We start from the raw sequence: 25,703 nt of genomic DNA, 5'->3' as shown, positions 1-25,703 counted from the left end.
CCGTGCGGGGCCGGTTCAGCGGAAAGACCGTACTGGTCACCGGCGGCGGGCGGGGCATCGGCGGGGTGATCGCCCGGGCCTTCGGCGCCCACGGCGCGCACGTGATCGTCAACTACTTCCACTCCCCCGAGGCCGCCACCGCCACCGCACAGGAGATCGTCGAAGTTGGCGGGTCGGCCGAGACCGTCCGCGCCTCGGTGGCGAAACCCGACCAGGTACGCGACATGTTCGCCGCGCTCGCCGCGCGCCTCGACGGCCTGGACGTCCTGGTCAACAACGCCGCCCGCGGCGTGTTCGGCGAACTGTGCGACGCCACCGACGACGACTGGCACCGCGTGCTGGACACCAATCTGCACGGAGCCCGCCGGTGCGCGCAGGCCGCGCTGCCGCTGCTGGCGGCCCGCCACGGCATTGTGATCAACATGTCGTCGACCGGCTCGGAGCGGACGCTCGAAGGGTACGGCGTGATCGGCGTCAGCAAGGCGGCGCTGGAGGCGCTCACCCGTTACCAGGCCGGGGAGTTCGCCCGACACGGCGTACGGGTCAACGTCGTGTCCGCGCCGCCGGTCGACAACCGCGTGACCGACTACTTTCCCCACCCCGACCGGATGCGCGGCGCGCTGATCGCCGGCACGCCGGGCGGGCGCATGACCCGGGAGGAGGACCTCGCCCGGGCCGTACTGCTGATGGCCGCCCCGGAAGCCGGCTGGGTCACCGGGCAGACCCTGATCGCCGACGGCGGATTCTCCGTCGTCGGCGTGAGCACCAGCGGCGGCCGGGAGGACACGGCGGCCACCCCACCGGTGGCCGGCGCGCCGACGACCGAGCCCGATCCGATCGCGATCGTCGGGATGGGCCTGGTGGCACCCGGCGTCGCCGACGTCAACGGCCTGTGGCGGGTGCTCGGCGTGGGCCGGCCGACGTACGGCGAGCCCGGTGGGCGGTACCGGCTGCCGGACTTCCACTCCACTGACCCGGCCGCGATGGACCGCACCTACGCCCGCGTGGCCGGCGTGATCCACGAAGACCCGCCGGCCGACGGCTCGGACTTCGCCACGACCTGGCTACGGCGGGCGTTGCGGCAGGCCACCGCCGGCGTCCACCGCGCCCCGGGTGACCGGGCGGCGTTCGTGGTCGGTATGTGGCCCGACGGCAGCCAGCACCTGGAGGAGAGCGTCGCCGTACGGCTGGCCGCGCGGGGCGTCGCCACGGCCGGCGGTGACGGGGAACAGGCCCTGCACCTGCTGCGCCGGCAGTTCGGCTGCGTGAGCGACACCCCCGCCCGCCACACCCCGCGGGAGATCGCCCGGGCCGCGATGCAAGGGGTGCTGGCTCCCGACACCACCTGCCTGACCGTGGACACCGCCTGCTCCTCCTCCCTGTACGCCATCGACCTCGGCGTACGCGCCCTGCTGGACGGCGACGCGGACGTGGCCCACTGCGGTGGGGTGAACGCCTTCGGCCCCCGCGTGCTCGTCGTGTTCGCCAAGCTCAAGGGCCTGTCGGCGGCCGGCCACGTACGCAGCTTCGACACGGCCGCGGACGGCACGCTGTTCTCCGACGGCGCGGGGATCGTGACCCTCAAACGTCTCAGCCGCGCCCGCGCCGACGGCGACCGCGTGCTGGCGGTCCTGGCCGGCTTCGGCGCCTCGTCCGACGGGCGCGGCACCGCCATCTACGCCCCGAACGTCGACGGCCAGCGCATCGCACTGCGCCGGGCGTACGAGGTCAACGGGGTCGGCGGTGACGACGTCGATCTCGTGGTGTCGCACGCCACCGGAACGGTGGCCGGCGACGGCACCGAACTGTCCGCCCTGGCGACCGGGGCCACCTCCCGTGCCATGACGTGCGTGGCCAACAAGGCGTTGCTGGGGCACACCGGCTGGGCCGCCGGTGTGGTGTCGGTCATCCATGCCGCACTGTGCCTGCGCGAGCGGAGCATCCCGGCCCAGCCGCTGTTCACCGGCCTGCCCGACGGCGCGCGGGACCTGCCGGTCCGGGTGCCGACCGAGCCCGCCGCGTTCGCCGCGCCCGTACGCACCGTCGGGGTGTCGTCGATGGGCTTCGGCGGTACGAACGCGCACCTGCTGCTGCGTGACGCCCCGGCCGGGCGGCCGCCACCCGCCTCCGGCCGGCCCCTCGTCGACGACGACCTGCTGCTGGTCGCGTTCAGCGCGCACCTGCCCGGCGGCCCGGGACACGACGAGGTCGCCGCGCGCATCGCCGCCGGCCTCGACCCGGCCACCGAGCCGGGTTTCGGCGACGACCACCCGCTGCCGCCATTCGCCGACATCCGCATGTCGCGCCGGACGGCCCGCGCCGTCGACCGGTGCCAACTCATGGCGCTGTCGGCCGCCGCCGCGTTCGCCGGCGAGCACGGCCGGCTCTGGCACGGCCTCGAGGAACGTACCGGGGTCTTCTGCGCCCACACCGGGCTGACCCGGCTGTCGATGGAGGCGACCGCGCGCTCGTACGCCCACGGCATCGAGCGCGTCCTCGCCGGCACCCCGCAGGCGGCGCCATACGGGGAATGGCTGCGGCGGCTGCGTGAACAGACGCCGGCCATCACCGAGGACACCATGCCCGGGCTCATGCCCAACGTCATCCCCGCCCGGCTGGCCCGGCAGTTCGACCTGCGCGGGCCCACCATGACGCTCGACACCGGCCCGGACAGCGGCCTCGCCGCGCTGTACGCCGCCGCCGCGTACCTGCGCCGCGCGGAGATCGACCTCGCTCTCGTGCTGGGCGCCCACGGAAACCTGCTCGACCCGTACCCCACCGACGGCGGTCCGCCGCTGGCGGAAGGGGCGTTCCTGCTGGCCGTCGCGCGCGGCCGGACGGTCGCCGACAACAACTGGCCGGTCCTGGCCCGGCTCCGGCCCGCGCTGCGGCCCGGGGCCGGCACCGGTGAGGTCCGCGCCGTCGAACCGGTCGGCCGGTACAGCTACGGGGGCGCCGACTCCGTGCTGGCGGTCCTGCGCGCCGCGCTGCGGCCGGAGGCCGGCACCGTGGTCCATGGCGCGCCCGACAGTCCGCAGGTCGCGGTCCTCCCGGTCCGCAAGAGTGCGGCCGCGCCCACTCCACCCGACCCGCCGTACGCCGCCCGCCGGTACCTGGCGACGTTCGCCGAACAGGGTCGCCCACACCGTGCCGGTACGACACCCGACCTGCCCGGAAACGCCCTCGTGCTCACCGACTCGGCCGCCACGGCGGCGGCGCTCGCCCCGATGGTCGCCCGGGCCGGCGGGCGGCTGCTGTGCACCGATCCCGCGGCATCGGCGGAGGCCACCGTCGTCACCCACGTCGACGAGGACAGTCTCGACGCGACCGGACCGGCCCGTCACATCCGCGTCGTGGCGTCGTTCGGCGCCGGCCACCGGCCGAAGCCACCCGGTGCGGCGCGACTGGCCCTGCACGAACTGATGTTTCTCGCGGTGAAGACCAACTTCGCGGGGATCGTCGACGGCGGATCGGTGGCGGTCGCGCTGATGGATCCGGCGACCGGTGGCGCCGTGCATCCCGACACCGCCCTTTTCACCGGGACCGTCAAGAGCATGGCCTGGGAGCTGCCGCCGGCCTCGGTCCACGCGCTGATCACCGACACCGGCGCGCCGGAGACCGCGCTGGCTCAGGTCGACCACGAGCTCGGCGGCGCCGGGGGCCTGCCCGTCACCTGGTACCACGACGGTCGCCGGCTCGCCGAGACGCTCGCCCCCGCACCGCCGCCCGCCGACGACACCGGTCTGTCCGAGCGGTCGACGGTCGTCGCCGTCGGCGGTGCCCGGGGCATCACGGCCGCGGTCGTCGCCGCGCTGGCCCGCCGCCACCGGCCACGACTGTGGGTGCTGGGCAGCGGGGATCTCGACCGGTTCTCCGCCACGGACCTGGCCGCACTCGACCGGGACGTCCACGGCGGCCGGACCCGCTACATCCGCGAACAGCGCACCGCGGACCCCCGATCACGTGTCGCCGAGATCAACCGGCGGTTCGACCGGCTGCGTGACGCCCACGAGGCCGTCACCAACCTCCGTACCCTCGCCCGGCACGTCGGCGCCGACCGGGTCACCTACCTGCGATGCGACATCACCGATCCGGCCGCGGTCGACCACGCCGCCGCCACCATCCTCGACCACGGGGACGTCGACCTGCTGATCAACGGCGCCGGCCAGCACCACGCCGCCTCCCTGCCCGGCAAGGACCTGGCCACCTTCCGGCGGGTCCGGGACGTCAAACTGCTCGGCGGCCACCACCTGCGTACCGCGTTCGCCGCCCGCCCACCCCGGCGCTGGTGCAACTTCGGCTCCATGGCCGGTTTCTGCGGGCTGCCCGGTGAGGCCGACTACGCCGCCGCCAACGAGATCCTCGCGGCCGCCGCCCGCCACCGGCCGACCCACGAATACACCATCGAGTGGCCCAAGTGGGCCGACTCCGGCATCGTCACCCGCGACTTCGTCGACAACCAGGAGTACTCCGGGGACCGCTTCTCGGCGATCCGCGACGCCGAGGGCGTCGCGCACTTCCTGGCGGAACTGCGGCCCCCACGGCGCGACACGGCCCACGCGGTCGTCGCGGTCGCCGGGGACCTGGAGATCAGGTCGATACGGGACCGGTTTCCCGGCTTCCGCCTCGCCGACGACCCGACCGCCCGGCGGGGTGAACGGGGTGCGCCCGCCCGGCCCTACCTCGGCCGGCCCGAACACCGCGACGCGGACCGGGCCCGGTGGTCGCTGGTGCTCGACGGACGCCTCGATTCCGTGCTCCGTCACCACCTCGTCGACGGCACGCCCACCCTGCCCGGCACCTTCGCGCTGGAGGTCGCGGCCGAGGCGGCACTGGACCTGCTGCCCGGGACCCGGCCGATCGCCTTCCGCGGCGCGGCCTTCGACGCGTTCATCTGCGCCGACGCCGGCCGGACCCGCGGGTACGCCGTCCGGGCCACGGTGATCGCGCGCCGGGACACCGAGACCGATGTCGAGGTGACGATCGTCTCCGACGTCGTACGCGCCGGACGGGTGCTGCGTCGCGACCGCCCGCACTGCACCGCCGTCGTGACGGTCGGCACCGGCCCCACGCCGCAGCGGCGCTGGGCGGGCGGGACCGACGGCGCGCGACCGGTGCGGGATCCCACCTACCACCCGGGCGGCCCCGTACGGCTGACCGGGATGTTCCACAACACCCGCGAATGCCGCGCCGATCCCGGGTACGCCAGCGCGCTGTGGCGTCCGCCGCCGGAGCACCTCGACGCACACCTCGAGGGCTGCGCGGTGCCCGCGCTGCTGCTCGACGCGATGGTGCGGGTGGCGGCGCTGCCCCTGGTCGCCGCGGGCCGGACGGCCGCCGCCGTCCCCCGCCGGCTGCGCGAGGTCCGGGTCCACCACGCCGGGCCCGACACGCACCTGGCCGGCACCTGTCGCGACGGGATCCGGATAGCCGCCGACGGGGAGCGCGGCATCTGCGTGGCGGTCGCGCCGGACGGGGTCGTGCTCGCCGAGATCCTGGGGCCGACGTTCACCGACCTCGCGGCCCGGGGCTCAACCCCGATGCTCGTTCCTGGTGAGCCGGCGGCGGGTCAGATCGTCACGGCCGGATACGACTCGACGTAGGACTCGTCGTTCCAAGCCGCCCAGATCGCCTCGCAGAACTCGGTGAAGGTGCTCTCGCCGCCCTGGTCGGCACGCAATGCGCGGATGACCGCGTCCTGATCGAACGGTGCCACGTCGACCGTGCCCGTGACCAGCGGGGTTCCCTGGTCCACCGCCGGCCCGGCAGCCGTGATGTAGAGGCTCTGCATGCTCGGAAGGAACCAGTCGTTGCGCCGGACACCGGCCTGGCGGAGCACCTCGGCGAGGTAGGGAAAGCCGCCGACCCGGGGCCGGATGGGCTGACAGCATGTTGTCAAGATGGGAGCATGATGACAAGCCGAGTCGCGCTGCTGGTCGAGGCCGCCGGCCACCTCCGGCGTACGGGTGAGGCCATTGCCGCCGCCGAAGGCCAGACACAGGCCCGCTGGCAGGTGCTGAGCGTGACGTCCGACCGGCCCATGACCGTTTCCCAGGCCGCGCGGCGGCTCGGCGTGACCCGTCAAGCTGTGCAGCGAGTCGCCAACGAACTGGTCGAGGAAGGACTCCTGGCCCCCGAACCGAATCGCGACCACCGCACCTCGCCGCTTCTGCGCCTCACCGCGGCCGGCAAGGAGAAACTCGACCGCCTCACCGAACGCGCCGAGGTCTTCCACGAGCAGATCACTTCGGCCCTCGGCCCCGACCAGGCCGGCCAGGCCGCCGACGCGCTCCACACCCTGCTCGGGGTGTTGAGACAGCGGGAGGATGGACGCTCGGGCCGTTGAGGGCTCATCCCCGGGGCGTGCCCCGGGCAACCCACCGCATCGTCAATCCGGGGTATCGCGCCCGTCGAGGGGCGCCGTACGGATTCCGGTCATCCGCGCCCGGACCAGTCCGTCGGCGGTGACCGCGAACCCCCGGTCACGCGGGGCCGCCCCGTCGAGGTCGTACACGGACCCGTGCAACCGTACGTGCGGGTTCCGGTCCGGGGCGGCGAACAACTCGATCGACGAGATCGTCCGGGGGATGCCGATGGCCGGTGACTCCCCCGGCGCACGCAGGTAGGACAGTTGCACGAGCCCTTCGAGAATCCGCTGCGGGGTGGCCTCGTTCGCGAACCAGCGGTCCGTGTCGACCGGGTCCAGCCACAGCAGGGCGTCCCGGCCGCCGGGGTGGATCCGTGGCCGGGTCAGGGACCGGAACATCCCGGCCAGCCCGACGGGGGATGCCGGCCCGTACAGCGGCTGGGTGGCCTCGCCGCCGGTGCCGGCGGGACCGGTCCAGCGGCTCGCGGCCGGCACGGACCCTCGCAGGTGGACGGTGACGCTTGCGTACGGCCGGTCGCGGACGAGAAGCTGGCCGGTCGGCGCGACCACGTCGCCGCAGATGTCGACCCGGACCACCGATTCCTCGGCGCCGTGGGTCAGCAGCCGCGCGCGGACGCGTACGGGGTGCCGCCGGCCCGGCTGGACGCGGAGGAGGCCGAGCAGTTCCAGGTCGGTGAAGACGGCCGGGACCCGCCCCGGGCAGAGCCGGGCGGCCGCGGTGGCGGCGAGTTCGGGGTAGAAGGAGGCGGGCAGCGTCGGATAGCCCCGCACCAGATGGTCGGCGAGGTAGCCGTCCCGCTCGAGGTCGAAGACCCGGAGCAGGGTCGTACCGCGCTCGTCGTGCTCCTCGACCCGGTAGCCGGGTGCGGCGGCCCCGGGGTGTCGCGGCGCGGGCCCGTCCGGTTCACCGCACCAGGCGAGGTAGCCCGGTGCGGCGCGCTCGACGGCGGCACGTTCGCGTGACCCCAGGTGTACGACACCGGCCGGACCGGGCGCGGCGAGTTCGCCGAGGAAGTGTCCGACGCCCTCGGCCGTGGTCATCGGGGTGAGGCCCGGGGTACGCCCGAGGTCGGCCCGGCCGCCCAGGTGGTGCGCGGCCACGAAGCCGGTCTCCGCCCAGAGGCCGAACCCGATGGTGTGTTCGTGGTGGCCGTCGGCGGCGGCGTGCTGTGCGGCGTGGAGGAGGTAGTCGTTGCCCGCCGCGTAGTCGGTGTCGCCAGCGAGGCCGAAGTATCCGTTGAAGGAGCCGACGTTGCACCAGGCGGCGGGGCGCCGGCCGTGGAAGGCGTGGGTGAGGTTGGCGTGGGCGTGCAGCTTGAGGTCCCGGACGGCGGTGAAGCCGGCCAGGGACTTGGCGCCGACCGGTGCGGTGCCGATCCGGCCGGCGACGTTGAGCAGCAGGTCGATCCGTGGCTCGGTGCCCAGGATCCGGTCGATCACGGCGTGGACGGCGTGGGGGTTCCCGAGGTCGCAGACGAGGTACGTGACCCGGTCCCTGCCGCAGTGGCCGGCCAGTTCGGCGAGGGTGGCACGGATCTCGGCCACCCGGGTGAGGTGGTCGAAGGCCCGGCTCGCCCGTACGGCGGTCGTACCGCCTTCGCTGACCCGCGCCCTGATGAACGCGGCCCGGCCGCCGGCGACCGGGCGGGTGTCGGTGTCGTCGATGCGGGTCGTTCCCAGCACGTAGAGTCGCGGCCCGGCGGTACGCGCCACGGCACGCAGCAGTTCGGCGCCGACTCCCCGGCCGCCGCCGGCGGCGACGACGACCGAGTCCGCGGTGAGGCCGATCGGGGCGGCGGGCGCGGGTCGGTGCCGCGCCCGCACCGCCAGTCGCTGCCCGCCGACGTGGTAGGCGACCGGCAGCAGCGGCGGGGGTCGAAGGTCGGTGATGGCGTCGACGCTGGCCGCCTCGTGCGCCACCGCGTACACCTCCGACGACGCGAACTCCCGGGCGAGCGCCTTGGTGAAGCCGGTGAACAGGCCGGTCAGGGGGTGCGGGACCCGGTCCGGGCGTACGCCGCCGAGCAGCAGGACCGCGAACGAGTGGCGGGGCGTCCAGCCGGCCGCGGCGCCGCGGGCGGCCAGGAACATCGCGTCGTGGAGTCCGACCACACCGCGATGCCCGGCGTCCGCCGGCTCGAACCGCGGGCCGACCGTGGTCAGGTCGCAGACGACCCTGATGTGCGTCGGCTCCACATCGGACAGCAGGTTGTCGAAGCCCGCCTCCGACAGGTCGATCCGGCTGGTCGCCCCGCCGCGCCGCAGCAGTGCGTCACCGTCGCCGACGGCGATGACGGTGGTGTCGTGCGGCAGCGCTCCCAGGGCCGCGCTGTTGTTGGTCAGTACGACGGCCGACGGCGGGACGAACGGCCGGTCGTGCGCCGCCCCGGTGGCCGGCAGCGGGGCGAGGGTCAGCTCGTAGCGCTCCAGGGCCCGGACGGCGGGCGGTGCCGGCTCGCCGCCGGCCGCCGGCCGGCTGAGGGTGAGCGCCCGGGCCGGGGCCCGCGGTTCGGGGCGCCGGACGATCCGGGCCGTGGGCGCTGTCCCGGTGAGGAAGGCGAGCAGTTCGTCACCGCCCTCCGCGCCCGCGAGGTGCGTCGCCGGGTGCGTCTCCCGGTCTCCGCACACGCCGAGGTCGTCGACCCCGGCCAGGACGGGTAGGCCGGTGGCGGCCGCGACCTGCCGGGTGGTCAGCGCGAACAGGAAGGCGCCCTCGTGCGGCGGGGTCGGGCTGCCGAGCATCGCCTGCCACTCCGGTCGGCTGTTCCCGTTGACCGCCCCGACGAGCACGAGGTCGATGTCGCCGAACTGGAGGTAGCGGGCCGCCACCTCGAACGCCTCGAGGAGCGACGCCGCGCCCTGGTCGACGGTGACGTTGAGGCCGCGCAGGTCGAAGTGGTTCGCCACCCGGCCCGAGATGACGTTGGGCATCTCCCCGGGGTAGGAGTCCTCGGTGATCGGTGGCACGAGGCCGTGGACGGTCGACCGCAGGGTGTCGAGAAAGTCGTCGGCTTCGTGCCCGAGGTCGTCGGTGAGGACCCGCTGGATCTCGTCGAGGTGGGCGCGGAGCCGGCAGAGGAGGGCGTTGCGGGTCGGCCCGGTGTGTCCCACGACGACGCCGACCCGCTGGTGGCGGCGGGCCAGCACGTCCTTGAGGGTGTCGTCGAGCTGGTGGACGCACTGGACGAGCATGAGCTGGGTCCGGTCCATGCGGCGTACCGTGGCGGGCGGCAGGCGCAGCTCCCGCATGCCCGGCATCGGGTATTCGGCGCCGAAACCGGTTCCCTCGTCGGGCTGTCGGCTCGCCCACCCGACGAGGACGAGTTCGTCCAGTGGGATCACGCTGATCGGACGGCGGGCCGGCGGGTCGCCGGTGTACTCCTGAAACAGCAGGTGGGCGTTGGTGCCCCCGAATCCGAAGCCGGACACGGCGCCGGCGCGCGGGCGGCCCCGCCGGGGCCAGGGCTGTGCCGTGGTGGGTACGACCAGGCGGGAGTCGTCCGTGGCGGCGGGTGCGGGCAGTTCCCGGAAGCCGTACTGGGCGGGGATCGTCCCGTGTCTCATGGCCAGGAGCAGGTGGATGACGGACACCGCCCCGGCCGCCCAGCCGGTGTGGCCGACGAGGGACTTGTTGGACACGACGTGGACCGGGGGGCGGCCCGGGTAGCGGCGGCGCAGCCCGGCGAGTTCGGTCAGGTCGCCGGTGGGGGTGCCGGTCGCGTGGGCGACGATGAGGTCCACGTCGTCGGGGGGCAGTCCGGAGTTGTCGTACGCCCGGTTCAGGGCGTGTTCCTGGCCGTGGGGCGCCGGCTTGTAGATGGAGGTGCCCTTGCCGTCGGCGGACAGTCCCGAGCCGGCGACGACGCCGAGGACGGTGTCCCGGTCGGCGAGAGCCCGGTCGAGTCGCTTGAGGACGATGACGGCGGCGCCGTCGGAGAAGATGACGCCGTCGGCGCCGGCGTCGAGGGCGCGTACGGTGCCGGTGGGTGAGAGTCCGCCGTTCTTGGCGAACATCACCGAGACGGACGGGGTCAGCGCCATGGCGCCGCCGCACACGGCGATGTCCACGGCCCCGGCCAGGATCTCCCGCATCCCCAGGTCGATGGAGTACAGCGACGACGAGCAGGCGGTGTCGACGACGTGCACCCGGGTGTCGGCCGGCATCAGCCCGCGGATGGCGTTGGTGACGATCCGGTGTGCGGTGTGGTCGGTGGGTTCGGCGGCGCGGACGTACCGGCGCCGCAGCGCCTTCTCGATCTCGCGGGTGTCCCGGCGGCCCAGCGACTCGGCCTCGGCCAGGACTCCGCCGACGACAAGGGTCTCCTCCTGGTGCAGGCTGCCGTCGGCGGTGTAGCCGAGGCAGAGGCTGAAGCGGTCGCCGTCCCGGCGGCCGACCCCGGTGAGTCCCTGCTCCACGCAGTGGCGCAGCCACACCTGGGCGTAGTCGTCGGTGCCGGCGTCCGGCAGCCCGGTGACGAATCCCCCGGCCTGCTGATAAGCCTTGTCGGTGGCGGAGCGGTCGGCGTCGACGAAGTCCCCGGTCCGCCAGCGGCCCGCCGGTGGTGCGGTGATCTGGGCTTCGCCGCCGGTCAGCAGCGCCCAGAACTGTTCCACTGTCACGGCTCCCGGTAGCGCCAGGCCCATGCCCACCACTGCGACCGTATCCGCCGTAGTGGCCGGGCTCCCGGCCGCCGCGGGGCGAAGCGACTCCTCGGTCATCGCGCTTCACGCCCTCACGAGGATGCCGGCAGGCTGGATCGCCGGGTCGTAGGGTTCCACCCGGACGGTGCCGCCGGTGGCGACGGCGCTCAGGATCGCCAGTGCCCCGTCGCCACCCAGATAGCTGCGTCCCGCGCTCGGACCGCACCGCACGGTGGCCGGGCCGTCGTGCGGGTCCTGCCCGGCCCGCAGCCGGGCCAGGATCGGCAGCCCGTGTTCCGCCGCGGTGTCGGGCCGGGCCAGGGCCAGGGTGAACGCCCCTTCGGCGGGGTCCACCGCCGGCGAGCGGAAGGGGGCGCCGAGGATCGCCCGCAGCTCCGGCCCGGAGTTGCCGTTCACCCCGCTGACCAGGGCCATGTCCAGTTCCCGGGTGTGCAGCGCCCGCATCGCCAGGTGGACGGCGCCCAGCGCGGAGTCGATTCCCTGGTCGACGACCATTGCCATGCCGCGCAGGTCGAAGCGTTTCGTCGCCCGGGACGCGATGAAGTTCGGCAGCAGCCCGCCGACGGTCTCGTCGGGGTCGGGGGCCAGCGCCTGCAGGGACTTGAGGAAGCGGTCGACCGCCGGCGCCGCCGTCGCATCGGTCACGCCGGCGAGGGCGCCCGCGATCAGGTCGCGGTTGATGCGCAGGACCACCGGGCCGAAGGCGCCCGGTACGCCGTGGTGACCGACGAAGACGCCGGTGGTGTCGGTGAACGGCGCCCACACCTCGCCGTGCTCGCCGGCGAGGTGGAGCATCGACTGGATCAGCATCAACTGCGTCCGGTCGAGGTTGCGCGCCGCGATCGGTGGCATGCGTAGCTGGACCGGGTCCGGCAGCGGATAGCTTTCCCCGAATCCGGGCGGAACGTGCCACTCGGCGCCGCGGAGTTGGTCCATGACCTCGGTCGCGGTCGGGGCACCGGGCAGGTGTGCTCCCCACCCCACCACCGCGATCTCCCCCGTGCCGGAGCGCCGCGCGAACCCGCCCACCCGTGGCGTGTCGGTGACCACGGCGTGCACGTTGGTCCCCCCGAACCCGAAGCTGTTGACGCCGGCGATCCGGGGGCGGTCGGCCGTACGCGGCCAGGGGGCGTCGGTGACCGGAATCCGCAGCCTGGTGGCCTCCTGCCGGTACGACTCGGGAGTACGGGTGAACCGGCGCTGGGCGGGCACCGTCTCGTTGCGCAGCGCGAGTAGGACGTGGACCAGGGAGAGCAGGCCGGACGCCCAGGAGGTGTGGCCGAACTGCGGCTTGTTCACCGTGACCAGGCAGTCCGTCGCGGAGTCGGCAGCCTCGCGCAGCGCGGCGAACTCGACCGCGTCGCCGGCCGGGACGCCGATGGCGTGGGCCAGGATCCAGTCGACGCCGGCGGCCGCGACGCCGGCGCTTTCCAGGGACCGCCGGATGGCCAGGGCCTGGCCCCGGCTGTCGGGCGCCAGCACCTCGCGTCCACGGCCGTCGGAGGAGGTGCCGAGGCCGGCGATGACGCCGAGCACCTCGTCGCCGTCGGCGACCGCCCGGTCGAGGGTCTTCAGCGCGACGACCGCCGCCCCTTCGCTCCACAGGCTGCCGGTGCCCGCCACGTCGAACGACCGGAGCTGGTCGTCCGCCGAGACGAGCCCGACCTGGCTGAGCATCACGTACTCCGACGGGGTGACGTTGCAGGCTCCGCCGCAGAACACCACGTCGGCGGTGCCGGTGCTCAGGGCGCTGATCGCGGCCTGCACCGTGTAGAGGCTCGCCGAGCACGCGGTGTCGATGGTCACGATCTCCGTCCGTGGCGGCAGCAGCCCGGCGGCGGCCCGCCGGCCGACCTCGTGTGGCAGGAACACGTGCGGTTCGGGGCCGGCGAACGGGTAGGTGCCGGCGAGCGCGCGGCGTACGAGGTCCGGGATCTGCCCGGCGTCCGGGTCGTACGCGCCGACGCCCTGCGCGACGGCCTCGACGAGGAATGCCTGCTCGGCGTTGATCGAGCCGCTGACGCCGTAGCCGATCGCGAACGCGCACCGGTCCCGGTCGGCGACGGTGGTGGTGTCCAGCGCCTGGAGGAGGCAGTGCCGCAGCCAGTAGGTGGTCAGCCCCGGTGGCGCGTCGCCGGCGTCCGTCTCCGCCCGCAGTCGCGGGTGCGGGCGCAGGTCGGACAGCGGGCCGTAGACGCGGTTGTAGCTGCGGTCGGCAACGGCGCGGTCAGGGTCGTGGAGTCCGGCCAGGCCGGCCGGGTCGGCGTCGGCGTCGGCGTCGGCGGCCGACAGCACGCTTCGCCCGCTGCGCAGCAGATCCCACAGTTCGTCGGGGGTGCTCGCGCCGGGCAGCGCGACGCCCATGCCCACCACGGCGACGGCGGTCACTTCGACTCCGTCCGGTGGGCGGACGCCAGCACCACGGCCGCGATGCTGTCCAGGGTCTCCACGCCACCGTCCGGTACCCGCTCCATCCCGAAGTGCTCGGTCACCCTGTTCAGCAGCTCGGTCTGCTTGAGCGAGTCGATCCCCAGCTCCGCCTCCAGGTGCGCGTCGGGGGTGAGCACCTCCTTCGGATATTCCAGCGCCTCGGCGTAGATGGTCCGCAGCTCGTCCAGCACGTCGGCCTTGTCCATGTCGTTGCTCCTTGGGTCGGCCCGATTTGTTGGCTTCTGGGGGTGAGGTTCCACTCTGTCCCCCGCCGAAATCCGAATATAGACATCGATAAGTTCTGAGAGTCGGGCGAAGAGCTGCGGATCTGTTGAATCGCGGACGACGTTGAACGAAGCCGGCAAGTGTCTCGATCCGCCTCCGGCCACCATCGGCTCCTGGTCACCGTTGCGGGTGATTCCTCATCGCTCACGTGACATGTCCTAATAGGGGAGATGCCCTCGAGGGCGTACCGCTCCCGTCCCCCACGGTCCGAGCGTGGCGCTGGGGAGGTGGACATGCCGGCACGGCCCAACGCACGCCTCCGCGCACTGCTGCGGGAGGCGGCCTGGACGGGCGCGGACCTCGCCCGGGCGGTCAACGCCTGCGGCGCGGAGTCCGGCATGACGCTGCGGTACGACCGCACCTCGGTGGCGTACTGGCTCGCCGGATCCCGTCCCCGACAGCCGGTGGCCGCGCTGGTGGTCGAGGCACTCAGCCGCCGGCTCGACCGCGAGATCTCCCTGCCCGAGGTGGGGCTGCCGGCACAGCGGCCGGCACCGGTCGCGGAGGCGCGGCACCTGGACCTCGTCGACGAACTGCACGAGCTCTACGGCAGCGGAGCGAAGCGGCGGGGCCTGACGAGGTCCCTCGTCTACCGGCGGGACACACCCCCGGCGTACGACGAGGTGGACCCGCTCGTCGCGACGGAGCCGGGCCGGACGCTGACCTCCCAGGACGTGTCCGCGGCCGAGCGGATGATCGAGGTCTTCGACGAGGTCGACGCCGTCTTCGGCGGGGGCCGGGGCAGGATGGCGCTGGGCGGTTACCTGGCCACCGGCCTGACACCCCTCCTGCGCGCCAGCGGTCCACCGCGCCTGCGTGCCCGGTTGCTGTCGAGCGCCTCGCAACTGGCCTACCTGTGTGGATTCATGTGCTTCGACGACGAGCAGCACGGTCCGGCCCAGCGGTACTTCCACGTCGGCCGGTCACTGGCGTCCGAGGCCGGCGACCGGCGCCTCGCGGCGATGGCGTTGCGGGCGCTCAGCGTCCAGGCGCGCGGTCTCGGTCACCACGCGGACGCGCGCCGGCTGGCGGAGGGGGCGATCGCCGCGGCGGGTCCCCGGACGCCGCCGCTGACCCGGGCGTTCCTGCACGGCCAGCTCGCCGTGGCGTACGCGGCCGCCGGTGACCGACCTGCCGCGATGGCTCAGCTACGGGCCTGCGGCGCGCAACTGGAGCGCGCCGAGCGGGACGGCCCGCTGCTGGGCTCGTACCACGCGGCCGCGTTCGCGCATCAGCGGGCCGCGGTGCACGCGTCGCTGGGTGAGCGGGGTGCCGCGATCAGGGCCCTGCAGTCCTCGACGCGCCTGCGGCCGGTGCGGGAGCGCCGGTCCCGTGCGCTCCTGCGGGCCCGCCTGGCCGAACTGCACCTCGGCCAGGGGCACGTGCTCAGGGCCGTTCGTGAGTGGCACCTGTTCCTGGACGACTACCCGCATCTGGATTCCGGCCGGATCCACCGGGCGCGGGCCTCCCTTGACGCGGGGCTGCGGCCCTATCGGCGGGTACCCGAGGTCGCGGCGCTTCTTCACCAGGCACGCCAGACGGATTCCGGGCCGGTGCCGTCGACGGTCGCGGATCGCCGGTGAGCGGATCCGCGGGCGGGTCGCCGTCGGCCTGGCTGCGTGCCAGGCGGCGTACGACGCTCAGCGGGCCCAGCCCGGACAGCGCCGAGATGACGTCCCGGGCGAGCGACGGCCGCGCCGACGTCGACGGGAGCAGGCCGATCACGGCGCCGGGAACGAGCCACTGCGGCCTGATCGCCTCGACCGCGTCGAGCACGAGAGGTTCGCCTCCCGCGCCGGCCACCCAACGGTGCAGCAGCGTCGTGTCCTCCGCGTCTGGCTCACCGCAGATCAGCACCACGTCGCAGTGGCGGGCCAGGTGGTGCGCGAGGTCCGAGCGGTCGGTGGCCTCGTAGCAGAAGTCGTCGGGGTGTGAGCCGCGCAGCGTGGGTACGCGCCCGCGCAGGGCGGCCACCACCGGCAGCACTTCGGACATCGCGATCCCGGGCTGCACCACGCAGGAGACCGGATCGGACTCCGGCAGGGCCAGTGCGGCCACGTCGGCTTCCGATTCGACGAGCCGCGGCGGGACGGGCAGCCCGGCGGTGATCCCCGGGTAGGCCGCGTATCCGGCCCTGCCCGCGACGACCACGCGGTCGCCCTCCGCGACGCGGCTGTCGGCCTCGGCCCGCGCCGCGGCGACGAACGGGCACGTCGCGTCGACGAGCGTCAGCCCTCTCGCCGCGGCGCTTCGCGGGAGGTCGGGGTGCGCGCCGGCGGCGGGGACGACCACCACCGACCCGGCCGGTACGCCGGTCAGGTCGCCGACGGCGCGTACGTCCCGCGGGTCGGTGCCGTCGAGCAGCGGCCCGATCTCCGGTGGAGGGTTCAGCATGAACACGGGGCCCGCCGACGTGGTGAGAGCCCGGTCGACAAGGGCGAGTGTCCGGCGCACCCCGGCACACGCCGGCGGGGTGGCTCCGGTCAGCAGCCGCCGGGTCCGGAACACCGCGGACCACCGGTCGAGCACCTCTTCCACCACCTGCCGGAGTTCGTCGTCGGATGGATGTACGGCCGCCGCGATCCCCCATGCCGCGCCGTGCCGGTCGAGGTAGGTGGTGGCCAGCACGGTGGTGGTCGAAGGCTGGGGCGTGGTGGTCAGGGTGCCGTACCGCACCGTGCGGCCGAGCCTGGTCAGCGATCCTCCGATCAGTGGCGCGGCGGGGCAGCGCACCGTCCCGCGTACGGGGTGGTCGACCGCCGTGGCCACCAGCACCTCACCTGCCGCCACCTGTTCGCGGGCGCCCAGGCGCTCGGTGAGTCTCGTTCTCTTCATTCCTTCTCCCGCACCCGAGGACCGACGCACTTTCATAGCATATGTACCATTTGACCTACTACCAGGCCGGGCATCCGGCGACGGCTACCCTGTGGGGGTGCCGGAGGGAGCAGGACGACGTACCGGCCCCGGCCGCCGAAGGACCCCGCCGCGATGACCGCATCCCTGCCCTACCTCACCGCCGAGCGGGTCGCCGAACTCCTGTCGCCGCGTGCGGCCGTCGAGGCCATCGAGGCCGCACTGCGTGACGGCTTCGACCCGGCCACCGACCCCGCCCGCAGCCAGGTCGAGGTGCGCCACGGGCACTTCCTGCTCATGCCCAGCGACATCGGCGCCAGCACCGGCATCAAGATCGCCACGGTCAGCCCCGGCAACGCCGCCCGGGGCCTGCCCCGCATCCAGGGCGTCTACGTGCTGTTCGACGCGCAGACCCTGGCACCGACCGCGCTGATCGACGCGGGCGCGCTCACCGCGCTGCGTACCCCGGCGGTCTCCGTCGCGGCGGTCAGGCCCGCGCTCCTGCGGCACACCGCACCACTGCGGGTCGTCGTCCACGGCGGCGGACCGCAGGCCGTCGGACACACCGCCACCCTGCGGTCCATCGTGGACGGACACCGCGAGATCGCCGGCCTCACGTACGTGGTGCGGCGACCGGCGGCGTACGCCGAACTGGCGGGAACGGACGTACACGTCGTCGGCGCCGGCACCGGCGAGGCGGAGCGGGCCGTACGGGCCGCGGATGTCGTCGTGTGCGCCACCACCGCCCGTACCCCGCTCTTCACCGCCGACCTGGTACGCGCCGACGCCGTCGTGATCGCCGTCGGCTCCCACGAGCCCGACGCCCGGGAACTCGACTCCGCCCTGCTCGGCCGGGCCCAGGTCGTGGTCGAGGACGTCGCGACCGCGCTGCGCGAGTGCGGCGACGTGGTCATGGCCGTCAGGCAGGGCACGGTCGACGTCGGCGACCTGGTGCCGGTGCGGTCGGTGGTGACCGGCGCCACGGCGCTGGCGGTCGACCGCCCGGTGGTCTTCAAAAGCTCGGGCATGTCCTGGCAGGACCTCGTGATCGCCGACGCCGTCGTCGCCCGGGCCACCGGCGAGGAAGAATCGACCCTCGCCTACTGACCGTCCGGTCGCGGATCCTCGTCGAACCAGCGCGCGGCCAGCAACGCCAACTGGGTCCGGTTCTCCCGCTCGAACCGGCGCATCAGCCGGGAGACGTACTGTTTCACCGTCGCCTCGCTCAGATACAGGCTGCGCCCGATGGCCGCGTTCGACGAGCCGGTCGCGACGAGTCGCAGGATCTCGCGTTCGCGGTCGGACAGGTCCGGCACCGGCGGTCCGGCCGGCCTGCTGGCGGGCGCCCCGGACGGCGGGGCCGCGGTCGAGTCGTACAGCTCGATCCGGGCCACGGTGTTCCCGCCCGCGCTGTCCCCGGTGAGCCCACGCCGGGCGACGTCACGCAGGTCCGCCGCCGCGCGACGGGTGGCCGGGTCACCCGCCGACGCGACGAGTTCGTCGCTGCGCAGGGCGACGATGGCCAGGGCCCGCCGGGCCGCCTCCAGGGTCCCGGCCGGAAGCTCCGCCCCTTCGTCGTACCCGGTCATCTCGACGGACATCGCCGGGCGCCGGACCCGGTCGGCGCGCGCTTCCCGCAGGTGCCGCATCAGGGCGATGAGCACGCCGATGAGGAACGGGACACTGGCCGACAGGATCGCCATCGCCGCGGGTACACCGGCCCGGACGCTCACCGCCACGACCCCGACCGAGCCCACCGCCAGGGCGGCGGTGCCGCAGGCGACGGCGATCCAGTCGCCGGCCCGGCGGTAGAGGTTCAGCGCGCTCATCGCGATGCCGAGGGCGATCCACGGGACGGCCCCGCTGTAGGTGAGTTCCGCCAGCCGGGGGTCCAGCAGCGGAGAGCCCAACGCCACGACGGCGACGGCGACGGCCCAGAGCACCGGCCGGTCCGGGGCCAGGAACCCGAGCGCGGTGACACCGAGTTGCGCGCCGGCCATCGCGACGATGACCGGCGTCGCGGCGGGGATCGCGACGACGCCGATGACCGCGCCCAGCACCGCGGCCGTGACCAGCCCGATCGTCGGCCACCAGGCCTCCCGGTCAACCTGCGTTCGCACGGCACCCGCCTTCCTGGTCGATGGTCGTCGGCGTGTACGGCTCAGTGGTGGGGCGCGGCGGCGAGGTCCTCCCGCACCGCCCTGGTCATCCGCCGGAAGCGCATCGTCAGCCGGACGAAGAAGTACGGCGCGTCGTTGGCGGCGTACGCCGCGCCGTGTGTCCGCTGGGTCAACTCCAGGCGGTGCGCCTCGGGATCGACGCGTACGTCCACCCGCAGTCGCCGGGAGATCAGGGCGTGCCGCACCGGCTCACCACCCTCGCTGGCGACGGCGGTCAGCGGGCCGGTCTGTTCCCAGAGGTAGTCGCGGCTCTCGAAGGTCTCCCGTACGGTCGCCAGCACCTGCTCCGGTCGGGCGTCGGCGGCGAGTTTCACCCTTGCCATCGGTGGCTCCTCTCGGTCCGGTCAGCGGATGTCCATGCGGGGAAGACGTAGTGCGGCGGCCGTGCCGACGGCGGCGACCCATGCGGTCACGCACGCGAGCGCCAGCGGCCAGTCCAGGTAACCGTGGGAGCCGGGAGCCGCGACACCGGCCAGGCTCTCCACCGCGGCGCCCGGCAGCCAGCGGGGCACGCTCGCGGCGTACCCGTCGCCGAGGAACGGCGCCAGGCTCACCGGCAGAAGCGAGATGAGCCCGGTGACGACCACCGCCGCGACCGCCGAGCGGACGAGGACCGCGAAGCCCGCGGCCAGCAGTCCCTGGACCGCCATCGATACCGCCACCAGCAGCGCGATCGCCCGGACCAGTCCCGGGTCGGTCAGGTCGAGAGAGCCGGAACCGCGAAGCGCGAGCGCGCCCTGGGTCGCTGCCACCGTCATGACCGACGCGAGGAGGCCGACGATCAGACCGCCGGCCGCGACGAGGACGAGCTTGGCCGCCAGGACCCGGCCGCGGCGGGCGGTGGCGACGAAGGTCGACTCGCCCAGTCCCTGGAACTCCGCCGCGACGAAGCTCGCCGCCAGGTACGCGTACGCCCAGGTGACCAGCCCGGAGCTGTAGAAGATGACGGAGTATTCGCTCTCCGCCTGGGCGTCGGCGATGGCGGCGCTGTCTCCGATCACGGTCATGAAGCCGCCGACGCCGACGCTGACCAGGACGATCAGGGCGACCCCGATCGGGGTCGAGCGCAGGGCGCGCATCTTGCGCCACTCGGAGACGAAGGTGGCGGCGAACCCTGGGGCCGCCGTCGACTGCGCGCCGTTCACCGCCTCTTCCTTCCCGTGACGGCGGCGCGGTACTCGGCCACGCCCGCGGTGAGGTTCAGGTAGGCGTCCTCGAGCGAGGTGCCGTGCTCCAGATCGCCGATGTCGAACTGGCCCAGCAGCCGGCCGGCGCCGATGACCACCACCCGGTCCGCCGTCTGCTGCATCTCGGCCATGAGGTGACTGGAGACGAGCACGCAGCGACCTTCGGCGGCGAGCCGGCGCACGAGGTGGCGTACCCATCGCACGCCGTCGGGGTCGAGGCCGTTGACCGGTTCGTCCAGGATGAGCGTGCCCGGGTCGCCGAGCAGGGCCGCCGCGATGGCCAGCCGCTGTCGCATGCCGAGCGACAGCGCGGCGATCCGGCGGGACGCCGCGGTCCCCAGGCCGACCTCCTCCAGCAACTCGTCGGCGCGCCGGTCGGGAATCCGGCCGGCGGCGGCCAGCCAACGCAGGTGGCCCCTGGCCGTCATGCCGCCGGGTGCGCCGCGCGCGTCGAGCACGACCCCCACGACCCGCTGCGGTGAGCGGTGTTCCCGCGACGGCCGTCCGTCGATCGTCGCGCGGCCGGACGTCGGCCGGTCCAGGCCGACGACGATCCGCATCGTGGAGGTCTTGCCCGATCCGTTCGGGCCGACGAACCCGGTCACCTGCCCGTCGGGGGCGGTGAACGAAAGGTCCTCGACCGCGGTGAGCACCCGATGTCGTTTGGTGAGACGGAACGTTTCGATCATGTCCTCAACTGCAGCAACGCACCGGGCACGCCGCTACCGACCTTCGTATGCGCCGGGTGTCACGAAGGTCGGCCCCTTCGCCGGACGCCCACCCGACGACACTGTCGGCAACCGCCACCTCACGCATGGTCACCTCTCGGCGGTGCGAGGCATCGACTACCGCGACGCCGGACCGAAGCCGGACACCACCGGCCGGGCCACCCGGTACCCGACCGCCTGAGCCGGGTACGGCTCACACCCGCGGCGCCCTACCGGGCAGCACGCTGCTCCTTCGCCATCCGCTTCAGTTCCTGGAACGCCTCGACGTTTCCCATCGCATCGTTCACCGGGTGATGGTCGTGCGGCGTCTGACGGAAACGCTTCCAGGCCTGGGTGTCGCCCCAGTTGTTCATCAGCCCCGCATAGAAGTCGCCCAGTCTCCGCCCGCTGTGACCGAACGGGTTGGGCAGTCCGGCCTCGTCGAACAGCCCGGCTATCCACATGAAGTCGTAGGCCGGATTGTCCGACACGAAGACGGGGCGCCCCTTGCCACCGACCTCGCGCAGCCAGTCGGAGAGTTCCCCGGCCACGGTCGCGGCGTCGTTGATCCTGGCCCCCACCACGGGAACCGCCGGATTGGCCGGGTCGGGCGTTCCCTCGAACAGCACGCCGTGAAATGTCCGGCGGGTCTTCTCGTGAACGGCACCGAATTCCGTCATCGTGCCGTTGACCGGGCTGGTGCCGAGGGCTTCCACGTCCACGAAAACATAGTTGCTCATCTCGCACTCCTCGACCCGGCCCGCGGCATCGTTCGGGCGGCCGCAAGTGTGGCACGCGCCGGCCACAACGGTGAGCGGCGCCACAAGCGGCCCATTCCGCGAAACACCTCCGCGGGGCGGTTCGTCACCGGCCGATCCGGTGTGCCATCGTCGCGGCATGAGCGTGGAGCTGACGCCGTGGCGGCGCCCCGGGCCGTCGCGTGAGCAGCGGCGCACGGACGTCCTGACGGGTGTGGCGGTGGCGGCCGGGGCGATGCTCAACCTCACCCTGGTCAACAGTGTCGGCCAGTTCTTCCTCGGCCGGCCGCCCGCGTGGCCCGAGCAGGTGTTCTGGACGCTGGCCTGCACGTTGCCGCTGGTCGCGCGCCGACGCTTCCCGATCGCCGTCGCGATCGTGATCTCCGTGGCGCTCATCGGGGGCCAGTACCGGCACTCGCCCGAGCAGCAGGTCGCCAGCGGGGCGCTCTACGTGGCCCTGTACACGGTCGGCGCCTGGAGCGTCGACCGGGTCCTGGCCCGCCGGGTGCGGCTCGGCATCATCGCCGCGATGTTCGGCTGGCTCGCCGTCTCCGCGATACTGTCGTTGGTCAACCTCCCGCCGAACGCGTTCCCCAACGCGAGCGGTCCGTTGGAGCCGCTGCTCGCGTCCATCGTCAGCGGCGTGCTCGTCAACGTGCTGTTCTTCGGTTTCGCCTATCTCTTCGGCGACACGGCGTGGACGTCCGCCCGCCGGCAGCACCAACTGGAGGTGCAGGCCGAGGAACTGCGCCGGTCGCAGGCGGACGCCGCGCAGGCCGCGGTCATGGGTGAGCGGGTACGTATCGCCCGCGAACTGCACGACGTCGTGGCCCATCATGTGTCGGTGATGGGTGTGCAGGCCGCGGCGACCCGGCGGGTGATGGACAAGGATCCCGGCAAGGCCCGCACCACCCTGGCGGCGGTCGAGCAGAGCGCCCGGACGGCCGTCGACGAACTGCGCCGGATGCTCAACCTTTTGCGCGCCGGCGGCACGGTCCCCGACGAGCCGCCCGGGGCGGGCGTCGACCAGGTCGGGGAACTCGTCGTCAACGCCCGGGACGCCGGCCTGGAGACCTCGTTCGGCGTGTACGGCGAGCCGGCGCCGCTACCGGAGTCGCTGTCGCAGGCCACGTACCGGATCGTGCAGGAGGCCGTCACCAACACGCTGAAGCACGCGGGCGCGACGAACCTGGACGTACGGATCCGCTACCACGCCGCCGAACTGGAGATCGACGTGGCCGACAACGGGCGTGGCACGGCGGGACGGCCCAGTGCCGGCCTCGGCCTCATCGGCATGCGTGAGCGGGTCACCGCCCACGACGGCACGCTGACGACCGACGCGCGGCCCACCGGAGGGTTCCGGGTCCGGGCCCGCTTCCCCCTGGCACGGGTGACGGCATGAACACGATCCGGGTACTGCTCGCCGACGACCACCACCTCGTACGGACCGGGTTCCGGGTCATCCTGGAAACCGAGGACGACATCGAGGTGGTCGGCGAGGCGTACGACGGGCTGCGGGCGGTCGACCTCGCCGAGCGGGAACGGCCCGACGTGGTGCTGATGGACATCGAGATGCCCGGCATCGACGGGCTGGAGGCGACCCGGCGGATAGTCGCCGCCGGCGCCGGACCCGCCGTGCTGGTCCTCACCACCTTCGACCGCGACGACTACCTGTTCGCCGCCCTGCAGGCCGGCGCCAGCGGCTTCCTGCTGAAGAACGGCACACCGGAGGCACTGATCCACGCCGTACGGGTGGTGGCCCGCGGCGACGCCCTGCTCGCCCCCGAGATCACCCGCCGGGTCATCGCCCGCTTCACCGGGCCGGGCGGGCTGGCCGACAGCGGTCGCACCGACGGCGCCCGGCTGTCCGAACTGACCCCGCGCGAGCACGAGGTGTTGGTGCTGCTGGCCGGCGGCGCCACCAACGCCGACATCGCGGCCGCTCTCTTCCTCGGCGAGGCGACGGTGAAGACCCACGTCAGCCACGTGTTGACCAAGCTGGGACTGCGTAACCGGACGCACGCGGTCGTGTACGCGTACGAGCACGGCGTCGTCACCCCCGGAGGACGGCATCCGTCGCGCGACGGACCCTGACGATCGATCGTGGGACGGAGGTCAACGGCATCCGTCGCGCCTACCGTCGATGCATGACTTCGCTCCTGCAACTGAAGGCGGTACACCGCGCCTTCGGGGATCGCAGCGTGCTCCGGGACGTCACCTTCGACGTGACACCGGGCCGCCTGACCGGATTCGTGGGCGCCAACGGCGCGGGCAAGACGACCACGATGCGCATCATCATGGGCGCTCTCGCGGCCGACTCCGGCACGGTGACCTGGGACGGCGCCCCGCTGACCCGCGACGACCGGCGCCGCTTCGGCTACATGCCGGAGGAGCGCGGGCTCTACCCGAAGATGTCCGTCAGTGAGCAGTTGATCTACCTTGGCCGGCTGCACGGCCTCGGCGCGGACGCCGCCACCCGCAACGTAGACGCGCTGCTCGACCGCCTCGGGCTGGCCGAGCGGGCCGGCGACAAGCTGGAGAAGCTGTCACTGGGCAACCAGCAGCGGGCGCAGATCGCCGCCGCACTCGTCCACGAACCGGACCTGCTGGTGCTGGACGAGCCGTTCTCCGGCCTCGACCCGCTCGCCGTCGACACCGTGCTGACGGTGTTGCGCGAATACACCGCGCGCGGCGTCGGCGTGCTGTTCTCCAGCCACCAGTTGGAGGTCGTCGAGCGCCTCTGCGACGACCTGGTCATCATCGGTGAGGGCGCGATCCGGGCCGCCGGCAGCCGCGAGCAGCTGCGCCAGGCCCACGCCCTGCCGCGCTACGAGATCCGCGTCGACGGCGACGCCGGATGGCTGCGCGACCAGCCCGGCGTGACGCTGGTCGACCTCGACGGCGCGCACGCCGTCTTCGACCTGGCCGCCGGCACCGACGACCAGTCGGTGCTGCGCTCCGCGCTCGACCGCGGGCCGGTACGCGTGTTCCGCCCCGTCACCCCTTCCCTGGCCGAAATCTTCCGGGAGGTCGTCCGATGACCACCTTCGACGCCGCCCGCATCGTCGCGGCCCGGGAAATCCGGGTCAAGCTGCGGGACAAGACGTTCATCTGGAGCACGATCATCTTCCTGGTGATCGTGGCCGCCTCTACGGTGCTGCCGAACATCTTCGGCGGCGGCCCGTCCTCGGTGGCCGTGGTCCAGGGCCCCGCCGCCACGGCACTGGCCGACGCCGGGCTCGAGGTCCGCACGGTGGGCGACGACGCGGAGGCCGAACGGCTGGTCCGTGCCGGCGACGTCGACGCGGCGGTGGTCACCGGTCCGCGCGTACTGGCGATGGACGACGCACCGTCGGACGTGGTCAACGCCCTCAGCGCCCGCCCGCCAGTCGAACTGCTCGACCCGAGCGCGGTCGACCCGGCGCTCGCGTTCCTCATCCCGTACGCGTTCGCGTTCGTCTTCTTCATGACGTCCCTGACGTTCGGGTTGCAGATCGCGCAGAGCGTCACCGAGGAGAAGCAGACCCGGGTCGTGGAGATCCTCGTGGCGACCGTGCCGATCCGGGCACTGCTCGCCGGGAAGGTGATCGCCGGGGCGATCCTGGCCTTCGGGCAGATCGCGCTGATCGCCGCCGTCGCCTACATCGGGGTGTCGACAGCCGGCGTACCGGGCGATCTACTCTCGCTGCTCGGCCCGGCGATCGCCTGGTTCCTGCCGTTCTTCGTCGTCGGGTTCGTGATGCTGGCCGCCCTGTGGGCCGCCGTCGGCGCCCTGGTCAGCCGGCAGGAGGACATCGGCGCCGCGTCGACGCCGATGCAGATGGTCGTGATGCTGCCGTTCTTCGCCGTCATCTTCCTGCAGGACAACCCGACGGTCATGACCCTGCTGTCGTACCTGCCGGTGTCGTCGCCGACCGCGATGCCGGTACGGCTGTTCGACGGCGACGCGGCCGGCTGGGAGCCGATCCTGTCGCTGGTGATCCTCGCGGCGACCGCGGTGGCGATGCTGTTCGTCGGCGCCCGGATCTACGAGGGGTCGCTGCTCAAGACCGGCGGCCGTACGGGATTCGCCGCGGCCTGGCGCGACCGGGAGGCCGCCCGGCTGACCAAGTGAGCGACGCGATCGATCACGTGGGCGACGGCCGGCACCCGCCGGCACGACAACGCGGCGGCACAGGACCTCTTCGCGGTCCTCGGGCGCCGCCGGTCGATCGAGCGGCTGGTGGAGACCTGTGGGCTGACCGACTCGGCGC

At 73.4% G+C, this 25,703-nt stretch carries 17 protein-coding genes; 7 read left to right on the top strand and 10 right to left on the bottom strand.

All coding sequences use genetic code 11. The features are described from left to right. Positions 1-2 precede the first annotated feature (2 nt). Positions 3-5,603, top strand: coding sequence for an SDR family oxidoreductase (locus AB0I42_RS20270; protein ID WP_357539085.1), 5,601 nt, complete (start codon positions 3-5; stop codon positions 5,601-5,603). Here the strand turns inward: AB0I42_RS20270 and AB0I42_RS20265 are convergent. Beyond that, positions 5,570-5,899 (bottom strand): hypothetical protein, encoded by a 330-nt coding sequence (locus AB0I42_RS20265; protein ID WP_357539084.1) that lies wholly within the window; start codon positions 5,897-5,899, stop codon positions 5,570-5,572. The two genes, AB0I42_RS20270 and AB0I42_RS20265, sit on opposite strands and share 34 nt — an antisense overlap. A gap of 9 nt (positions 5,900-5,908) precedes the next feature. Between AB0I42_RS20265 and AB0I42_RS20260 the strand changes: the two genes are divergently transcribed. After that, complete coding sequence (locus tag AB0I42_RS20260) at positions 5,909-6,346, top strand: MarR family winged helix-turn-helix transcriptional regulator (RefSeq protein WP_357539083.1); 438 nt, start codon at positions 5,909-5,911, stop codon at positions 6,344-6,346. 42 nt (positions 6,347-6,388) lie between these two features. Here AB0I42_RS20260 and AB0I42_RS20255 read toward each other — a convergent pair whose 3' ends face one another. The 4 genes from AB0I42_RS20255 to AB0I42_RS20240 all read right to left on the bottom strand — a co-directional run bounded on the left by AB0I42_RS20255 (position 6,389) and on the right by AB0I42_RS20240 (position 16,600). Next, positions 6,389-11,107 (bottom strand): SDR family NAD(P)-dependent oxidoreductase, encoded by a 4,719-nt coding sequence (locus AB0I42_RS20255; RefSeq protein ID WP_357539082.1) that lies wholly within the window; start codon positions 11,105-11,107, stop codon positions 6,389-6,391. 6 nt (positions 11,108-11,113) lie between these two features. Continuing rightward, a complete protein-coding gene (locus AB0I42_RS20250; RefSeq protein WP_357539081.1) occupies positions 11,114-13,438 on the bottom strand; it encodes a beta-ketoacyl synthase N-terminal-like domain-containing protein in 2,325 nt (774 codons plus the stop codon). Further along, positions 13,435-13,686: a phosphopantetheine-binding protein gene (locus tag AB0I42_RS20245; RefSeq protein ID WP_357539080.1), complete on the bottom strand. Its 252-nt coding sequence runs from the start codon at positions 13,684-13,686 to the stop codon at positions 13,435-13,437. Before AB0I42_RS20245 ends, AB0I42_RS20250 begins: the two co-directional genes overlap by 4 nt. A gap of 1,465 nt (positions 13,687-15,151) precedes the next feature. After that, complete coding sequence (locus AB0I42_RS20240) at positions 15,152-16,600, bottom strand: hypothetical protein (RefSeq protein WP_357539079.1); 1,449 nt, start codon at positions 16,598-16,600, stop codon at positions 15,152-15,154. A gap of 153 nt (positions 16,601-16,753) precedes the next feature. Between AB0I42_RS20240 and AB0I42_RS20235 the strand changes: the two genes are divergently transcribed. Beyond that, positions 16,754-17,725, top strand: a complete 972-nt coding sequence (locus AB0I42_RS20235) for an ornithine cyclodeaminase family protein (RefSeq protein ID WP_357539078.1) — start codon at positions 16,754-16,756, stop codon at positions 17,723-17,725. On the opposite strand, the gene AB0I42_RS20230 is transcribed toward AB0I42_RS20235, so the two are convergent. From AB0I42_RS20230 to AB0I42_RS20210, 5 genes are all read right to left on the bottom strand, one after another. Further along, positions 17,719-18,738, bottom strand: coding sequence for a helix-turn-helix transcriptional regulator (locus AB0I42_RS20230; RefSeq protein WP_357539077.1), 1,020 nt, complete (start codon positions 18,736-18,738; stop codon positions 17,719-17,721). The two genes, AB0I42_RS20235 and AB0I42_RS20230, sit on opposite strands and share 7 nt — an antisense overlap. A gap of 41 nt (positions 18,739-18,779) precedes the next feature. After that, entirely contained in the window at positions 18,780-19,121 is a 342-nt protein-coding gene (locus AB0I42_RS20225; RefSeq protein WP_357539076.1) for a hypothetical protein, read from the bottom strand. A 21-nt stretch (positions 19,122-19,142) separates the two neighbouring features. After that, positions 19,143-19,943 carry a hypothetical protein gene (locus AB0I42_RS20220; RefSeq protein WP_357539075.1) on the bottom strand — a complete coding sequence of 267 codons (801 nt, stop codon included), beginning with the start codon at positions 19,941-19,943 and terminating at the stop codon, positions 19,143-19,145. Next, positions 19,940-20,674, bottom strand: coding sequence for an ATP-binding cassette domain-containing protein (locus AB0I42_RS20215; RefSeq protein WP_357539074.1), 735 nt, complete (start codon positions 20,672-20,674; stop codon positions 19,940-19,942). Before AB0I42_RS20215 ends, AB0I42_RS20220 begins: the two co-directional genes overlap by 4 nt. A 248-nt stretch (positions 20,675-20,922) precedes the next feature. After that, complete coding sequence (locus tag AB0I42_RS20210; protein WP_357539073.1) at positions 20,923-21,432, bottom strand: hypothetical protein; 510 nt, start codon at positions 21,430-21,432, stop codon at positions 20,923-20,925. A gap of 157 nt (positions 21,433-21,589) precedes the next feature. On the opposite strand from AB0I42_RS20210, the gene AB0I42_RS20205 reads away from it, so the two are divergent. The 4 genes from AB0I42_RS20205 to AB0I42_RS20190 are packed head-to-tail and all read left to right on the top strand — an operon-like array spanning position 21,590 to position 25,564. Further along, positions 21,590-22,852, top strand: coding sequence for a sensor histidine kinase (locus AB0I42_RS20205; RefSeq protein WP_357539072.1), 1,263 nt, complete (start codon positions 21,590-21,592; stop codon positions 22,850-22,852). Beyond that, positions 22,849-23,544 carry a response regulator transcription factor gene (locus AB0I42_RS20200; protein WP_357539071.1) on the top strand — a complete coding sequence of 232 codons (696 nt, stop codon included), beginning with the start codon at positions 22,849-22,851 and terminating at the stop codon, positions 23,542-23,544. The genes AB0I42_RS20205 and AB0I42_RS20200 overlap by 4 nt, the downstream gene beginning before the upstream one ends. A gap of 53 nt (positions 23,545-23,597) precedes the next feature. Next, positions 23,598-24,491, top strand: a complete 894-nt coding sequence (locus AB0I42_RS20195; RefSeq protein ID WP_357539070.1) for an ATP-binding cassette domain-containing protein — start codon at positions 23,598-23,600, stop codon at positions 24,489-24,491. Beyond that, the gene (locus tag AB0I42_RS20190) at positions 24,488-25,564 is read left to right on the top strand and encodes an ABC transporter permease (RefSeq protein ID WP_357539069.1); all 1,077 of its coding nucleotides are present in this window, start codon (positions 24,488-24,490) and stop codon (positions 25,562-25,564) included. The genes AB0I42_RS20195 and AB0I42_RS20190 overlap by 4 nt, the downstream gene beginning before the upstream one ends. Positions 25,565-25,703: the final 139 nt, after the last annotated feature.

The sequence above is a fragment of the Polymorphospora sp. NPDC050346 genome (genome assembly GCF_040655695.1).
Taxonomy (GTDB): domain Bacteria; phylum Actinomycetota; class Actinomycetes; order Mycobacteriales; family Micromonosporaceae; genus Polymorphospora; species Polymorphospora lycopeni.
Note: the sequence above shows the minus strand (reverse complement) of the source record. Positions and strands in the feature narration are given on the sequence as shown.

Excerpts from the sequence above, each read along its gene's own strand:
- AB0I42_RS20260 (WP_357539083.1), top strand. The coding sequence starts at position 5,909 with ATGATGACAAGCCGAGTCGCGCTGCTGGTCGAGGCCGCCGGCCACCTC.
- AB0I42_RS20255 (WP_357539082.1), bottom strand. The coding sequence starts at position 11,107 with ATGACCGAGGAGTCGCTTCGCCCCGCGGCGGCCGGGAGCCCGGCCACT.
- AB0I42_RS20245 (WP_357539080.1), bottom strand. The coding sequence starts at position 13,686 with ATGGACAAGGCCGACGTGCTGGACGAGCTGCGGACCATCTACGCCGAG.
- AB0I42_RS20240 (WP_357539079.1), bottom strand. The coding sequence starts at position 16,600 with ATGAAGAGAACGAGACTCACCGAGCGCCTGGGCGCCCGCGAACAGGTG.
- AB0I42_RS20235 (WP_357539078.1), top strand. The coding sequence starts at position 16,754 with ATGACCGCATCCCTGCCCTACCTCACCGCCGAGCGGGTCGCCGAACTC.
- AB0I42_RS20225 (WP_357539076.1), bottom strand. The coding sequence starts at position 19,121 with ATGGCAAGGGTGAAACTCGCCGCCGACGCCCGACCGGAGCAGGTGCTG.
- AB0I42_RS20215 (WP_357539074.1), bottom strand. The coding sequence starts at position 20,674 with ATGATCGAAACGTTCCGTCTCACCAAACGACATCGGGTGCTCACCGCG.
- AB0I42_RS20210 (WP_357539073.1), bottom strand. The coding sequence starts at position 21,432 with ATGAGCAACTATGTTTTCGTGGACGTGGAAGCCCTCGGCACCAGCCCG.
- AB0I42_RS20205 (WP_357539072.1), top strand. The coding sequence starts at position 21,590 with ATGAGCGTGGAGCTGACGCCGTGGCGGCGCCCCGGGCCGTCGCGTGAG.
- AB0I42_RS20200 (WP_357539071.1), top strand. The coding sequence starts at position 22,849 with ATGAACACGATCCGGGTACTGCTCGCCGACGACCACCACCTCGTACGG.
- AB0I42_RS20195 (WP_357539070.1), top strand. The coding sequence starts at position 23,598 with ATGACTTCGCTCCTGCAACTGAAGGCGGTACACCGCGCCTTCGGGGAT.
- AB0I42_RS20190 (WP_357539069.1), top strand. The coding sequence starts at position 24,488 with ATGACCACCTTCGACGCCGCCCGCATCGTCGCGGCCCGGGAAATCCGG.